General features: G+C 55.0%; 14 protein-coding genes, 1 tRNA gene and 1 pseudogene. 15 read left to right on the forward strand and 1 reads right to left on the reverse strand.

The annotated features are described in order from the left end of the window. The first annotated feature begins 103 nt into the window (after positions 1–103). The 12 genes and pseudogenes from HMPREF0494_RS07665 to HMPREF0494_RS07715 all read left to right on the forward strand — a co-directional run bounded on the left by HMPREF0494_RS07665 (position 104) and on the right by HMPREF0494_RS07715 (position 11,855). On the forward strand, positions 104–805 hold the full coding sequence (locus HMPREF0494_RS07665) for a GntR family transcriptional regulator (RefSeq protein WP_007124382.1): 702 nt from the start codon (positions 104–106) through the stop codon (positions 803–805). A 150-nt stretch (positions 806–955) separates the two neighbouring features. Continuing rightward, positions 956–2,422, forward strand: coding sequence for a nicotinate phosphoribosyltransferase (locus tag HMPREF0494_RS07670; RefSeq protein ID WP_007124383.1), 1,467 nt, complete (start codon positions 956–958; stop codon positions 2,420–2,422). Positions 2,423–2,433: 11 nt separating this feature from the next. Continuing rightward, positions 2,434–3,261 carry an ammonia-dependent NAD(+) synthetase gene (nadE, locus tag HMPREF0494_RS07675; RefSeq protein ID WP_007124384.1) on the forward strand — a complete coding sequence of 276 codons (828 nt, stop codon included), beginning with the start codon at positions 2,434–2,436 and terminating at the stop codon, positions 3,259–3,261. A gap of 19 nt (positions 3,262–3,280) precedes the next feature. Further along, positions 3,281–5,455: a Tex family protein gene (locus tag HMPREF0494_RS07680; RefSeq protein WP_007124385.1), complete on the forward strand. Its 2,175-nt coding sequence runs from the start codon at positions 3,281–3,283 to the stop codon at positions 5,453–5,455. After that, entirely contained in the window at positions 5,448–5,897 is a 450-nt protein-coding gene (locus tag HMPREF0494_RS07685; protein ID WP_007124386.1) for a SprT family protein, read from the forward strand. The genes HMPREF0494_RS07680 and HMPREF0494_RS07685 overlap by 8 nt, the downstream gene beginning before the upstream one ends. 50 nt (positions 5,898–5,947) lie before the next feature. After that, positions 5,948–6,032, forward strand: a tRNA-Leu gene (locus tag HMPREF0494_RS07690). 219 nt (positions 6,033–6,251) lie between these two features. After that, positions 6,252–6,425: a hypothetical protein gene (locus HMPREF0494_RS11405; protein ID WP_169304281.1), complete on the forward strand. Its 174-nt coding sequence runs from the start codon at positions 6,252–6,254 to the stop codon at positions 6,423–6,425. A gap of 173 nt (positions 6,426–6,598) precedes the next feature. After that, positions 6,599–7,249 (forward strand): protoporphyrinogen oxidase, encoded by a 651-nt coding sequence (gene hemG, locus HMPREF0494_RS11730; protein WP_050759655.1) that lies wholly within the window; start codon positions 6,599–6,601, stop codon positions 7,247–7,249. 8 nt (positions 7,250–7,257) lie between these two features. Continuing rightward, positions 7,258–7,986: a protoporphyrinogen oxidase gene (hemG, locus tag HMPREF0494_RS11735; RefSeq protein WP_263862898.1), complete on the forward strand. Its 729-nt coding sequence runs from the start codon at positions 7,258–7,260 to the stop codon at positions 7,984–7,986. A 249-nt stretch (positions 7,987–8,235) separates the two neighbouring features. Beyond that, positions 8,236–10,185 (forward strand): glycoside hydrolase family 2 TIM barrel-domain containing protein, encoded by a 1,950-nt coding sequence (locus tag HMPREF0494_RS07705; protein WP_007124390.1) that lies wholly within the window; start codon positions 8,236–8,238, stop codon positions 10,183–10,185. Next, positions 10,169–11,094: pseudogene (locus HMPREF0494_RS07710) on the forward strand (beta-galactosidase small subunit). Before HMPREF0494_RS07705 ends, HMPREF0494_RS07710 begins: the two are co-directional and overlap by 17 nt. A 239-nt stretch (positions 11,095–11,333) precedes the next feature. Continuing rightward, a complete protein-coding gene (locus HMPREF0494_RS07715) occupies positions 11,334–11,855 on the forward strand; it encodes a GNAT family N-acetyltransferase (protein WP_007124393.1) in 522 nt (173 codons plus the stop codon). Between the two features lie 51 nt (positions 11,856–11,906). Here HMPREF0494_RS07715 and HMPREF0494_RS07720 read toward each other — a convergent pair whose 3' ends face one another. Next, a complete protein-coding gene (locus tag HMPREF0494_RS07720; RefSeq protein ID WP_007124394.1) occupies positions 11,907–13,247 on the reverse strand; it encodes an FAD-dependent oxidoreductase in 1,341 nt (446 codons plus the stop codon). 229 nt (positions 13,248–13,476) lie between these two features. On the opposite strand from HMPREF0494_RS07720, the gene HMPREF0494_RS07725 reads away from it, so the two are divergent. The 3 genes from HMPREF0494_RS07725 (at position 13,477) to HMPREF0494_RS07735 (ending at position 15,024) form a co-directional block, all read left to right on the forward strand. Further along, positions 13,477–13,896 carry a CidA/LrgA family protein gene (locus HMPREF0494_RS07725; protein WP_007124395.1) on the forward strand — a complete coding sequence of 140 codons (420 nt, stop codon included), beginning with the start codon at positions 13,477–13,479 and terminating at the stop codon, positions 13,894–13,896. Next, complete coding sequence (locus tag HMPREF0494_RS07730) at positions 13,880–14,611, forward strand: LrgB family protein (protein ID WP_007124396.1); 732 nt, start codon at positions 13,880–13,882, stop codon at positions 14,609–14,611. The genes HMPREF0494_RS07725 and HMPREF0494_RS07730 overlap by 17 nt, the downstream gene beginning before the upstream one ends. A gap of 104 nt (positions 14,612–14,715) precedes the next feature. Then, the gene (locus HMPREF0494_RS07735) at positions 14,716–15,024 is read left to right on the forward strand and encodes an MGMT family protein (protein WP_040458949.1); all 309 of its coding nucleotides are present in this window, start codon (positions 14,716–14,718) and stop codon (positions 15,022–15,024) included. Positions 15,025–15,118: the final 94 nt, after the last annotated feature.

A 15,118-nucleotide genomic window follows, 5' to 3' on the forward strand; every position in this document is an offset into this window, starting at 1 on the left:
GCGTGCTCCCAGGAGTAAACAAAATTGGTCTAGATGACTAAAAAAGTGGTAGAATAAGACGAAGTATGACAGAGAATTGTATTGGCATAAGGAGGAATACGTCATGGGCTCACCGGTCTACATTCAAATTCATAATCAACTGCGGGAGAATATCGAAAATGATAAGTGGCGGGTCGGCCAAAAGATTCCGGCGGAACGGGAGCTGGCCAACCAGTTTAACGTCAGTCGGATGACCCTGCGTCAGGCAATCCAGGCCCTGGTTGATGAGGGAATCCTCGAACGCCGGGTCGGCTCGGGGACCTTCGTGGCTAACCGCAAGGTGCAGGAAAAAATGGCTGGGGTCACCAGTTTTACCGAGTTAATGCTGGCGGCCGGGAAGACGCCGTCTAGCAAGACCATTTCTTACCACTTAACGGTGCCCTCCCAAACCGAAATCGAAAAGCTGAAGCTGCCGGCGGGAGAACAGGTGCTGCGGATGGAGCGGGTCCGCTCTGGCAATGAGATTCCGATCTGCTACGAAATTGCCACGGTCCCGGCGACCCTGGTCAAGGACTTTAGCCGGGAAGAAATTACCAGCTCCTTTTACCGGACCTTAGAGCAGAAGGCCCACCTTTACCCGGGCCACGCGACCCAGCACATTTCCGCAACTAAGGCTACGGAACGGATTGCCACCTACCTGGACGTTAAACGCGGCGACCCGCTCTTGCGGATGACCCAGCTGTCCTATTTGCAGGACGGCCGGCCGTTTGAGTACGTCCACACCCAGTACGTCGGCTCCCGCTTTGAATTTGTCCTCGAAAAATGAGGGTAGGACGGGACTGACTGGTTCGTTACCAACCGCCGCCTGTCTTTAGCGGCAAATGGGAAAACCGTTGGAATTAAGCTCCCGTTCTGCTATATTAAGAATAATTTTTGTTACCGTGTTATTAACTAGACTGAAAGGGAATAAAGAACAATGAAATTTGATTATCCAGATGATAGCCTTGCTTTACACACCGATGCCTATGAGCTGAGCATGATGCAGACCTACTGGAAGCAGGGGATGGGCAACCGGCGGGCGGTGTTTGAGTCTTTCTTCCGGAAAATGCCGTTCAACAATGGCTACGCCGTATTCGTCGGCCTCGACCACATCATCCGTTACATTAAGAACCTCCATTTTACGGCCAGCGACATTGACTACCTCAAGTCAACCGGCCAGTTTGACGATGACTTCCTGGAATACCTCCGCGACTTCCGCTTCACCGGCTCATTGCGGAGCTTTGAAGAGGGGGACTTTGTCTTTAACCACGAACCGATCCTGCAGGTGGACGCACCGATGATTGAGGCCCAGCTGGTCGAAACGGCGCTCTTAAACATCCTTAACTACCAGATTATGGTTGCAACCAAGGCGTCACGGATCCGCTCCGTGGTTGGGGACCAGAGTGTGATGGAATTCGGAACCCGGCGTGCCCAGGAACTTGACGCGTCGATTTGGGGAACCCGGGCGGCCTACATCGGCGGCTTTAACGCCACCAGCAATGTCCGGGCCGGCAAGCTCTTCGGGATCCCGATTTCTGGGACCCACGCCCACGCCCTCGTTCAGGCGTACATGAATGACTACGACGCCTTTAAGGCCTACGCGCAGACCCACCACGATTGCGTCTTCCTGGTGGATACCTTTGATACCCTCAAGAGCGGGGTACCGAACGCGATCAAGGTCGCTAAAGAATTCGGCGACAAGATCAACTTCCAGGGGGTCCGGATTGACAGTGGCGACATGGCCTACCTGTCCAAGCGGGTGCGGACGATGCTGGACGAAGCCGGCTTCCCGGACGCCAAGATTTTTGCCTCGAACGGTCTGGACGAAAAGACGATCCAAAACCTGAAAATGCAGGGCGCCAAGATCGACGTCTGGGGAATCGGGACCAAGCTGATTACCGCCTATGACCAGCCAACCCTGGGGGCGGTCTACAAGCTGGTTGCCTTTGAAAACGAGTATGGCGAGATGGTCGACACCATTAAGATTTCCAACAACGTCAGCAAGATGTCGACGCCGGGCAAAAAGCAGGTCTGGCGGATCAACGACCGGCTGGACGGCAAGAGCGAGGGCGACTATATTACCCTGGCCGACGAAGACCCGCGCAAGCTCAGCCAGATCAACATGTTCAACCCGCGCTTCCCGCTCCAGCAAAAGGACGTCAGTGACTTTACTGCCCGGCCGATGCTCAAGGAGATTTGGCGGGATGGCGAGTTTGTCTACACCGAACCGACCCTGGAGGAAATCCGCGATCACCGGATTGCGAGCCTGGCAGCGCTCTGGGACGAGTACAAACGGGATTTGAACCCGGAGGTCTACCCGGTTGACCTTTCGCAACGGTGCTACGACAACAAGATGAAGCTGATTCACCAGGTTAACGAGTACGTTAAGGGCCTTGAGAATTAAGGAGAAGGAAAATGCGGCAGTTACAAAAATCAATTATTAATACGTTGAAGGTGAAACCCCAAATTGACCCGCAAGAGGAAGTGGACAAGCGGGTTCAGTTTATCAGTGACTTTTTGCAAAAGACGGGGATGACGACCCTGGTCCTGGGGATTTCTGGTGGTCAGGACTCGTCCCTGACAGGGCGGCTGTGTCAATTGGCCGTGGAAAAGCTGCGGCAAAAAGCACCGGATAAGCACTACCAATTCATCGCGGTCCGGCTGCCATACGGCGAACAGGCGGATGAGTCTGACGCCATGAAAGCAATTAATGATTTCATCAAGCCTGACCAGACACTGCGGGTCAACATTAAGCCGGCGACCGACGCCATGGTCGCGGCTGTCGAAGCGGCGGGAGCCCAGATCAGCGATTTCAACAAGGGGAACATCAAGGCCCGGGAACGGATGATTGTCCAATATGCGATTGCTGGCGCTAACCACGGCGCCGTTGTGGGAACCGACCACGCTGCCGAAGCGGTCACCGGCTTTTACACCAAGTTTGGTGACGGCGGGGCCGACATCACGCCCCTGTCTGGGCTGGATAAGCGGCAGGGGAAGGCTCTGCTGGAGTACCTCCAGGCCCCTAAGTCCCTCTATGAAAAGGTGCCGACCGCGGACCTGGAAGATGACCAGCCGATGCGGCCGGACGAAGAGGCGCTGGGCGTTTGCTATGAAGATATTGATAATTACCTTGAGGGCCACCAGATTGCCGACAAGGTTGCCGAAAAGATTGAGGACTGGTACAAGAAGACGCGGCACAAGCGTCACCAGCCGATTAGTCCGCTCGATTCCTGGTGGAAGTAGTTTTTAGACGGAGGACCGAATGGATCAACAAATTGTTCAACTAGTAAGTCAGCAGCTGCCGAAGCTGCGGCACAAGCAGGTTAGTGCCGCCCTGCAGCTGATGGATGAGGGGAACACGATTCCCTTCATCGCGCGGTACCGGAAGGAAATGACCGGGACCCTGGATGAAGTTCAGTTGCAGGAAATTCGCGATCAGTACCACCACGTTGCCAGCCTGCGTGAACGGCAGGAAACGGTGGTCAACAAGATCAAGGAGCAGGGCAAGCTGACTCCTGCCCTGGAAAAGCAGATTCGCGCCGCCACCGACCTGCAAACGGTGGAGGACCTCTACCTGCCATACAAGCAGAAGCGGCAGACCAAGGCCCAGAAGGCCAAGGCCGCCGGACTGGCGCCGCTGGCCAACTGGCTGTTAACCTACCCTGACGGCGACCTGGCGGCTAAGGCGGCCGAATTCGTCAACGCTGACGTTGAGAGCCCGGAAGCAGCTCTTGAGGGGGCCCATGAAATCCTGGCCGAGGCCATCTCTGAGATGGTAACGGTCCGGGCCTGGTTACGGAACTTTACCAATAACCACGGCCAGCTGGTCACCAGCCTGAAGAAGGGTGGCGAGGAAAAGGATGAGCTAAAGACCTACAAGCAGTATTACGACTTTGCTAGTGCCGTAAAGGGCCTGAACTCTTACCAGGTGCTGGCGATCAACCGGGGTGAAAAGGAGGACGTTTTGTCCGTTAAACTAGCGGTTGATGAAACGGCTGTCCTGAACTACCTCAAGTTCCGCCTGCTCCGGACGAAGAAGGAGAACCAGGCCACGACCTTTATCGAAGAAGCCGCGGCCGACGCCTATAAGCGTTTCTTAGGCCCGGCAATTGAACGAGAGCTGCGGCGGCAGCTGACGGATGCTGCTGACCAGCAGGCGATTAAGGTCTTTGGCGAAAACCTCTACCACCTGCTGATGCAGGCGCCAATTAAGGGCAAGGTCGTGCTCGGCTTTGACCCCGCCTACCGGACCGGTTGCAAGCTGGCCGTCCTGGATGAGAACGGCAAGTTCCTGACTAAGGCGGTGATTTACCCCCACAAGCCGGCGCCGGAAAAGCAACGGGCCGCGGCGGAAGGCGAATTCATCGAGCTCTTGGAGAAGTACCATGTCGAGATGATTGCGATTGGGAACGGAACCGCCAGCCGGGAGTCGGAACAGTTCGTCGCGGCGGCGCTTAAGAAGATTGATCGCCCAGTTTACTACGTGATCGTCAACGAAGCGGGGGCCTCTGTTTACTCTGCGAGCCAGGAAGCCCGGGACGAATTCCCCGACCTGCACGTTGAACAGCGGAGTGCCATCTCGATTGGGCGGCGGCTCCAGGATCCACTGGCCGAACTGGTCAAGATTGACCCGCAATCGATCGGGGTCGGCCAGTACCAGCACGACTTGCCGAAGAAGGAGCTGAGCGGGGAACTGGACGCCATCGTGGAGCGGGCGGTCAACCGGGTCGGGGTTAACCTGAACACGGCCAGTTACCAGCTGCTCAGCCAGATTTCTGGCCTGAACAAGACGATTGCCAAGAACATTGTCAAGTACCGGGATGACAACGGCCGCTACACCAACCGGCAGCAGCTCAAAGACGTGCCGCGGCTGGGACCGAAAGCCTTCCAGCAGTCGGTGGGCTTCTTGCGGATCGTCAACGGCGAGAACCCGCTCGATAACACCGACGTCCACCCCGAGAGCTACCCAATTGCGGCGGCAATGATGGACAAGGCGGGCGTGGCAGTAGCCGACCTGGGCACCCCCGGGGCAACAAAGCGGATTCGGCAACTGGACCCGGCGGAATTTACGACGGCCAAGGCCGGGGAGGCGACCGTTAACGATATCATGGCCTCCCTGCAAAAGCCGGGCCGCGACCTGCGGGACTCGATGCCGGCGCCGTTGCTGCGCCATGACGTGATGACGATTGAGGACCTGAAACCGGGAATGCAGCTGCAGGGCACGGTCCGCAACGTGGTCGACTTCGGGGCCTTTGTTGACATCGGGGTCAAGCACGACGGTTTAGTTCACATTTCCAAGATGACCAAGAAGTTTACCCGCGATCCGCGGTCGGTTGTTTCCGTGGGCGACATTGTGGACGTGTGGATTGACAGCGTTGACCTGAAGCGGCAGCGGATTCAGCTGACCATGCTGAATCCGGCGACCGTGAATGAATAACGCAGACCTGCAGCGGTTGACGGAACAGTGGTCACTGGCGGCCTTCCACCGGCCCTTTGCCCACCGGATCTTTTTCAATTCCCGGCTCAAGACGACCGGGGGCCGTTACCACCTGGAGGATGGCCACATTGATATTAACCCGCTGATGTACACCGAGTTTGACCTGGCCAACCTCAAGCGGGTGGTCCTCCACGAGCTGTGTCACTACCACCTCCACCAGACCGGCCAGGACTACCACCACCGCAGTACCGCCTTTCGGACCCTGCTAGCCCAGGTCGGTGGTTCCCGCTACGCGCCGGTGACCAGCAAGGCGCGGCCGCGGAAGGTCAAGTGGGTCTACCAGTGTTCGGGCTGCGGGATTACGATTGGCCGCCAGCGGCGCTTTAATACCCGGCGCTACGTCTGCCGGCGGTGTGGTCACCACTTTTACCTAAAAAATTAAAAAAGGGCTTGTCAACAAGTAGTCAGCTTGCTATAATACTATTTGTTGACGCGGCCATGGCGGAATTGGCAGACGCGTAAGATTAAGGATCTTATGGTCGTTTAGACCGTGGAGGTTCAAGTCCTCTTGGCCGCACTACTAAAAATGCCCGACTGATTTAATTATCGGTCGGGTGTTTTTTTGCGTTGAATTAAAGGAGTAAGTGAACTAAAGCAGGTATGTAAGATAGCCTGCGTCTGCTGTCTGATTATTTACAGAGAATTTAAGAAAACGATGGGCGTATACAACGAGGAAAGAATCCCGCAAAATTATAACGAGGACATATCTTTAGATTGAGCAGAGGAGATGATTATTATGGATAAGGCAACGGAATTTTATGACTGGTTCCATAGCTTAACACCTGCAGGGATTAAGCGAATGGCTGATAATGAACTGGACGAAAGTAAAAGATTGTTTCTCTATGATCTATTAAATTCGAGACTGCGGGAAGTTCAAAAGCCAATTATTGAAGGAAAGTTTGTCCTCTAATATGCCGATCAATGCTAGATTTTTCATTTTGGGGACTTTTTAAAAGCGCATTTGCAATAATGAAGTATATAAGAAGCGGCTAAGAATATGATCCTGGTAATTGTTGATTTTATTCATTAAAATGTAAGTTAATTGCGTATTGTTTGACTAGATGTATGAGGAGGGACCGCATTATGAAAAAAGTCGTTATTGTCGGCGGTGGTCTGTCTGGACTCTCAGCAGCGTACTATCTTGGGAAAGCAAAGCCTATGTGGGACATCCAGCTATATGAAAGTGCTGACCGGTTCGGCGGTAAAGTGCAAACTAAGCATATTCAGAGATATACCGTTGAAATGGGGCCAGACTCTTACCTGGCCAGGAAGCCAGCCATGACTAAGCTAGTAACTGAGCTCGGCCTTAGTAAGGATGTTGTTATTAACAAGACCGACCAGGCTTATATTTATAGTCGTCGAAAGCTTTATCCTATCCCAGGGGGCTCAATTGTTGGTATTCCAACCAAGCTAATTCCCTTTGCGGAAACAAGATTGCTATCAACAGCAGCAAAATTCAGAGTTCTCAGTGACTACTTTAAACGGCCGTATTCTAATCAAGGCGACGTTTCAATTGGCGATTTCTTTAAGTATCATTTAGGGGAAGAAATGGTAGCCCAGCTAATTGAACCATTAATGGCTGGTATATATGGTGGCGACATCTATAAACTGAGCCTCGATTCAGCGTTTCCACAGTTTCATCAGATGGAGCGGCGGTCTGGAAACCTGATCCGTGGTGTCTTAGACTTGAAAAACGTCGCGTACCGCAACGTAAGGGAATATTCCGTCAGTTAAAGCACGGGCTGGCTTCAGTACTCGATGCCTTGATTAGCCAAATGCCGGATAATGTGACCCTTCATAAAAACAGTAGTGTTTCTGCGATTGAGTACCAGCAGGGGCACCAGGATGGCTCTTTCCATCTAATGATTAACGATAATACAGCTATTACCGCAAATAATGTAATTATTACGACTCCACCAGACTGTTACAAGCACTGGTTTATGGACGATAACGCGTTTGATACTGTGCGGCAGATGAGCCTTGGCTCCTGTGCGATTACCATGATGAGTTTTGACAGAGCTAGTTTTAATGCAGAACTTAAAGGTAACGGCTTTGTCATTACCAGGGCAACTCAAACGCCGCTAACTGCCTGCACCTTCATCTCAAATAAGTGGACTGCGACTGTACCGAAGGACCGGGTTGTTCTACGGGCCTTTATCGGCAAGCCTGGTGACTCAACAATCGCCAATCATTCTAATGCCGAACTGGGAGAAATCGCACTGCATGAACTACAACGGATTCTCCACTTCTCTGCTAAGCCTCAATGGGTTGAAACTAACCGGCTAGTGCAGAGTATACCTCAGTACACGGTTGGCCATCTGGATCGGGTTGCCAAACTAAAGCAACACGTAGCAACGACCTATCCCGGCTTATTCTTAATTGGGACACCTTATGGCGGTGTTGGAATGCCAGACTGCATTCGGCAGGCTAAAACTGCTGTGGAGAGACTGACACAAGAGTATGGTCAATAATTACGATAATAAGATTGCTGGTGTGTAAATTAGAATCAGCCGGTTACTTGTTCCGAGCCGGCGGGGTACCTGAAAAGGTACTCTTTTTATAATTAAGGACGGATCACGGTGATTTTTGTGGTTCGCCCTTTTAGGTTTTTATTGGTCACCGACCGCTTTTTTAGTAAAGTTTAGTAATCTTTACTATCTTCACTGAAATGAAAGCGCTATACTAGTGGCGGATAGTTTTAGTGAGGAGGTCTTTCATTCATGGATGCAGATATTAAATGGTTGGACGATCCGGAAGTTTTCCGGGTCAACCAGTTGCCCGCCCATAGTGACCATCATTACTATGGCAACTACGCGGAATGGGCGCACCACCGTAGCCGCTTTGTCCAGTCCCTTGACGGGCAGTGGCAATTTCGGTTTGCCCAGAACCCGCAGGAGCGGCCGGCGGACTTTTACGCCGTGGACCACGATTGTGCAGACTTTGGCACGATTGCGGTACCGAGTGAAATTGAACTGAGTGACTACGCCCAGAACAACTACATCAACACCCTGATTCCGTGGGAGGGAAAGATTTATCGGCGCCCGGCCTATGCCGTTGACGGTCAGAACAAGGAGGAAGGCTCCTTTAGCACCGGCGCTGATAACACCGTTGGACTCTACCGGAAAGAGTTTGACCTCGACCCGGCATTGCGTGGCCAGCAGATCCGGGTCCGCTTTGCAGGGGTCGAGCGGGCGGTGTACCTCTGGCTCAACGGCCACTTTATCGGCTATGCCGAGGATAGTTTCACCCCGTCCGAATTCGACCTGACGCCGTATATTCAAGACGAGGGCAACGTCATGGCGGTCGAAGTCTTCAAGCACAGCACCGCTTCCTGGCTGGAAGACCAGGATATGTTCCGCTTTTCCGGGATTTTCCGTTCGGTTGACCTCTTAGCCCAGCCGGTGACCCACGTGGAGGACCTGACCATCCGGCCGACCGTCGACGATGACTACCACACCGGCCGTTTTAACCTGGAACTCCAGCTGGCGGGTGAGCAGGCGGGGACGGTACACGTCATCGCTAAGGACGCTGACGGTCGGGTAATTGTTGACCAGACCAAACCAGTTGCCGCCAAGGTCCAACTGGACGAAACGGCGGTTGCGGATGTCCACCTTTGGGATAACCACCATCCCTACCTCTACCAGTTGCTGGTTGAGGTCAAGGACGAAACAGGCCACCTGCTGGAGCTGGTCCCGTACCGCTTTGGCTTCCGGCGGATCGAAATCAGCCCGGACCATGTGGTGCTGCTCAATGGCCAACGGCTGATTATCAACGGGGTCAACCGCCATGAGTGGGACGCTCAGCGGGGTCGTTCCGTCACGATGGCCGACATGGAAAAGGATATTCAGACCTTCAAGGAAAACAACATCAATGCTGTCCGGACCTGCCACTACCCGGACCAGCTGCCCTGGTACAGTCTGTGTGATGACAACGGGATCTACATGATGGCCGAAAACAACCTGGAGTCGCACGCGACCTGGCAGAAGATGGGCAGGGTCGCCCCGTCTTACAACGTCCCGGGTTCCGTTCCCCAATGGAAGGAAGCGGTGGTAGATCGGGCGCGGACCAACTACGAGACCTTTAAGAACCACCCGGCGATCCTCTTCTGGTCACTGGGCAACGAGTCCTTCGTCGGCGACGACATGGTCGCTATGCAGGAATTTTACAAGGCGCACGACGATAGCCGCCTGGTCCACTACGAAGGGGTTTGCCACACCCACGATTACAGCGAGCAGATCCCGAGCCTGGATAAGGCTAGCTACCTGCCGGCTGGCGGGACCAAGGACTACCGGGATCAGGTTTCTGACGTGGAGAGCTGGATGTACCTGCCGCCACAGCAGGTGGAGGAATACCTGCAAAATAACCCGGATAAGCCATTCATGGAGTGCGAATACATGCACGACATGGGGAACTCCTGTGGGGGGATGGGCTCCTACATTGAGTTGCTCGACAAGTACCCGCAATACTTCGGCGGCTTCATCTGGGACTTTATCGACCAGGCTCTCCAGGTCAAGGACCCGGTTAGCGGTAAGCTGGTAATGCGCTACGGTGGCGACTTTGACGACCGCCACTCCGACTATGAATTTTCTGGCGATGGCTTGATGTTTGCGGATCGGACACCGAAGCCGGCAATGCAGGAGGTGCGGTACTACTATGGATTACACAAATAAATTACACCTTGTTTATGGTGACGGTTCGCTCGGCGTTGGCGGTGCCGGTTTCCACTATATCTTTTCCTACGAACGGGGCGGCCTGGAATCATTAAAAGTTAACGGCAAGGAATGGCTTTACCGGACGCCGGTGCCAACCTTTTGGCGGGCCACGACGGATAATGACCGGGGGAGCGGCTTCAACGTCAAGTCAGCCCAGTGGCTGGGTGCGGACTGCTTCCAGAAGTGCACCGCGATTAACGTCACGGTAGACAATCACGACTTCGGCGGCCTGCCGCTGGACAACGACCACTACTCCAATGAAGAGACGGCTGAACGGGTGACGGTTGTCTACACCTTTGAGACGCTGACGGTCCCCGCTACCACGGTCACGATGACCTATACCGTCGAAGTCGGCGGGGCCATTACGGTCCACGTCCACTACACGGGTAAAGCCGGCTTGCCAGAGCTGCCCGTGATGGGGGTCCGGCTGATAATGCCGACCGCGGCGACCGGTTTTGAATACCAGGGCCTGTCGGGTGAAACCTACCCGGACCGGATGGCTGGAGCTAAGCGCGGCACTTACCAAATTCAGGGCCTGCCGGTCGCCAAGTACCTGGTTCCCCAGGAAAACGGGATGCACATGGCGACCGACTGGGTCGAGGTGACCCGGACGGCGAACCGTTCAGCTTGAAGGTGGCAAAAGCGGGGCAGCCGTTTGCCTTTAGCTGCCTGCCGTACACGGCGGAAGAGCTGGAAAATGCCACCCACATTGGAGAACTGCCCCTGGAACGACGGACGGTGATGGTAATTGCCGGTGCGGTCCGCGGTGTCGGCGGAATCGACAGTTGGGGTGCCGATGTTGAGCCAAAGTACCACATTCCGGCCGACCAGGACATTGACTTTAGCTTTGTCCTGAACGCTAAGTAATAGGCTAAAAGAGGGGAGAAATCGGCCTGGCTGGACAACCACCCCAAGTTGTCGCAGAGCAGACTGCTTGAGGAGCGGTAACTGCTGATGTGGCGGTGCTTGCCCGTTTCTCCAATGATAAGAAAAATGAGCGTGGACAAAACTAGCTCGGCTAATTCCGTCCACGCTCATTTTTGCTTTTCCCGCCCCTTTTTTATATCATTGGTAAAACGAATGATCTGGAAAGGAGCACGGTGTGAATGCAGATTAAGCAAGCGACGGCGGCCGACTTGGATGTGGTTTGCCGTTTTTACCAGGACGTCTGTGCCCAACAACAGAACGACGAATACGGGGCGGACTGGCACTGGGGTGTTTACCCCAGCCAGGAGCTCTTGGCCGCCCGGATTGAGAACGGGATGGTAGTCGAGGGGCTGGTGAACGGCCAAGTTGCCAGTGTCGGAGTTTTAACGGCCGGCGAGGACCCCAACTACCGCCGGGCTGAGTGGGCCGAGCTGGTGCCGGACCGGCAAATCGCTGTTCTGCACCTCTTTGCTGTCAACAAGGACTTCCGGGGCCGGGGACTGGCACAGCAAATGCTCCGGGAGTTGGCCAAATTTGCGAAAGACAAGGGATATGCGGTAATGCACCTCGACGTGATGAAGGGCAATGTTCCGGCCGAGCGGGCCTACCTCAACAGCGGCTTTCGCTTTGCTGGCGAGCTGGTCCTCCATTACGCGGATATTGGTGACACCCCTGTCCACATGTACGAACGCAAGTTGTAAAGCAAACGCCCACGCGAGCGACTTTGATAGTCAGCAGCGTGGGCGTTTTAGTTATTCTTGCGGCTTTTTGAGGAGGTCGTTGAAGGCCTCGCTGATGGTCGGGTGGGTGTAAATCTGGTCGCGGAGCATGGTGTAAGGGAGCTTAGCCCGCATTGCCAGTGCGACCATGTTAATGATTTCGTGAGCTTCCGGGGCGTAGAGGGTCGCGCCCAGGATCAGCTTGGTTTGCGGGTCAACCAGCATCTTGAGTACCCCACGCTGGTCTTTTAGGACCTTGGCCTTCGGAATCGCGGCAACGGGAAGCTTGAAGAGCAGGTAGTCCTGCTTTTGGGCATGGGCCTGCTTTTCCGTCAGGCCAACCTGGGCCAGCGGCGGTTCAATAAAGACGCTGGTCGGGACGGCGCCGCGGTTGCTAACGCGGCGGCTGCCGTCGCCAAAGAGCTCGTCCTTGATGATCCGGAAGTCGTCCAGCGAAATGTAGGTGAACTGGGTGCCGCCCTTGACGTCACCGATGGCCCAAACATTTGGCACCGTGGTGTGGAGCTGGTCGTCAACCTTGACTGCGCCCCGGTCATCGACGGCGATCCCGGTATTTTCCAGGCCCAGGTCCGCAGTCGCAGGCCGGCGCCCGGTTGCGGCAAGGATTTTATCGGCAGGGATCCGGTCTGGGTGCCCATCCTGGCTGATTGTCACCTGGGCCTGACCATTGGCCGTGGCAACCTGGTCAATGCTGACCCCCAGACGGAAGGTGACGCCGCGTTGTTCTAAGTTGGCCTTTACCATCGCTGCGACATCCAGGTCTTCGCGGGGCAGGAATTCCTGGTGGTGGTCAACCACGGTCACCTGGGCGCCAAACTCGGCGAACATCCCGGCAAATTCCAGGCCGATGTAGCCGGCGCCGATGATCACCAGTTTTTGCGGCAAACTGTCGAGTTCCATCGCGCTGGTGGACGTCAGCAGAGCCGGGCTTTCCCGCAAGCCGGGGATGGCGGGGATCACCGGCTGGGCACCGGTGTTGATGAAAATCCGCTCACCGGTAAATTCCTGCTGGCCGCTGGCCGTCGTTACGCTGATCGTATGGTCGCCGGTAAAGCGGGCGGTCCCGTCCAGAACGGTGATGGTGTCCTCGTCGGCGAGCATATGGTAGTTCTTGGCCCGCAGCTGGGCAACCATCTCCCGCTTGCCCTGGATGGCGGTCGCAAAGTCGGTTCCCCGGGCGGCCTCAGTGATCAGACGCTTGGAGGGGAGGCAGGCAATGTTAATGCAGGTCCCCCCGTACATCTCCCGCGACTTTTCGACCACGAGGACCTCTTGGCCTTGCTGAGCGAGAAACTTGGCGAGCGTTTTACCACCCTTGCCAAAGCCGATAACGATATTTTGCACTGTCTTCATTGCTGCTTCCTCCTTGGGGTGCGTTTTAGCATGAATTATACCGGGAAAGCGGCGAATGTCACGCAATTTGCTTGGTGCAGATAACACTAAGCGAGAACAGGCGCCACCGATCAACCGGAAAAATGTTGATCGCCAATGTTAATATTATCTGAAGGCGGTTACATTACCAGCAATTCTCCTGTATAATAGTTTGTGAAATTAGACCGTTCAAGCTAAGGAGGACGCGATTATGCCAAGAAAAGACAAACATCACAAAACGGCACCAATCCTCGTGCAGTGTGCCATTTTTGCCGGTATCCTGTGGGTGGCGAGCATTCTTTCTGCCCTCTGCCCACCGTCATTTGTCGTGCCGACCCCGGTAATCGGCTTGGTCTTGCTTTACCTGCTGCTGACCCTGCGGATTGTCAAGCTGGAGTGGGTCGAGGGCCTGGGAATGTTTCTAATCAGCCTGATTGGCTTCCTCTTTGTACCATCCGGCATTCAGATCGCCAATGACCTGGGGATTTTAAAGCGGGAGGGCCTGCAAATCCTGCTGGTCATCCTGGTGGCGACCGTCGTCCTGCTGGTGGTAACCGCCTACGTTACCCGGCTGGTGATTGCAATTCACAAACGAATCATGGGAGGGCAGCAGCATGACAGCATTAACTAATAACCTCGCACTACCCTTTACCGGGATCTTCATCTCCCTGGCCGTTTTCCTGGCCGGGCAGTGGCTATTTAAGAAGAGCAAGGGTTTCTTCCTCTTCCAGCCGTTATTCTTCGGGATGGTGGCCGGGATAATCATTTTAATTATCTGGGGCAAGGTCCAGGGGACGTCGACCGCCTATGTCTACCGGCACTTCTATAAGCCGGGCGGAGACATTATCTTCTGGTTCCTGAACCCGGCGACGATTGCCTTCGCGATTCCCCTGTTTAAACGTAACGACGTCCTGAAAAAATACTGGCTCGATATTATAATCTCCCTGGTGATTTCCAGCGTGATCTGCCTCTTTATTATCCTCGGGGCCAGCAAGCTGGTGGGCCTGTCGCACTCTTCGGCGGCGGCCATGCTTCCCCAGGCGGCCACGACCGCGATCGCGATGCCGGTGGCCGAGGCAATTGGCGGTAACTCGGCGGTGACCGCGATTGCCTGCATTGTCAAGGCCGTGATTATTTACGCCCTGGCCGATGTGTTTATCAAGGCGTTCCGGCTCCAGCATTCCCAAATCGGGTTAGGACTGGGACTGGGCACCGGGGGAACGATTGGTTCCGCCAAGGCCCTCCAGTTTGGTGTCCTGGAAGGCGCAATGGCCTCGGTCTGCGTTGTTATTAGCGGGATCGTGGTCGACCTGGTGGTGATTCCCTTCGCCCGGCTCTTTATGTAAAGACGACTTGTTGCTTCAATAATGGAAATGGACGCCCGGCAGTTTCGGGCGCTTTTTCTTTTCAGGTAAAACGGGTATAATCGGTGGACGAGGAGGCGAAAGCCGTGGCAAAGATGGATGAGCAGTTTATTCAGGACGTTTTGAACACGGTGGACCTGATCCCCCTGGGCCGGGTCGCCAGCTACGGGCAGATTGCCCAAATTATTTGCCGGCCCCGCAACGCCCGCCTGGTTGGCAAAGCCCTGGGGAAGGCTGGCGGCCGGGGCAAGCACCCTTGTCACCGGGTGGTCACCGCGAGCGGCCGCCTGGTACCGGGCTGGTTTGACCAACGGCCGATGCTGCTGGCTGAGGGAGTACCGTTTAAAGATGAGAACCACGTTGACATTCGCCGCTGCCGCTGGCAGGGGATTTGACCTATCCTAAATAGGCTTGCTGTGTGTCGACGGGGCGGGAAGATGAACTAGACGGGCAGGTGCTTTCCCACTCCAAAAAAAAGATTGCCCATTC

The sequence above is a fragment of the Limosilactobacillus antri DSM 16041 genome, assembly GCF_000160835.1.
Taxonomy (GTDB): Bacteria; Bacillota; Bacilli; order Lactobacillales; family Lactobacillaceae; genus Limosilactobacillus; species Limosilactobacillus antri.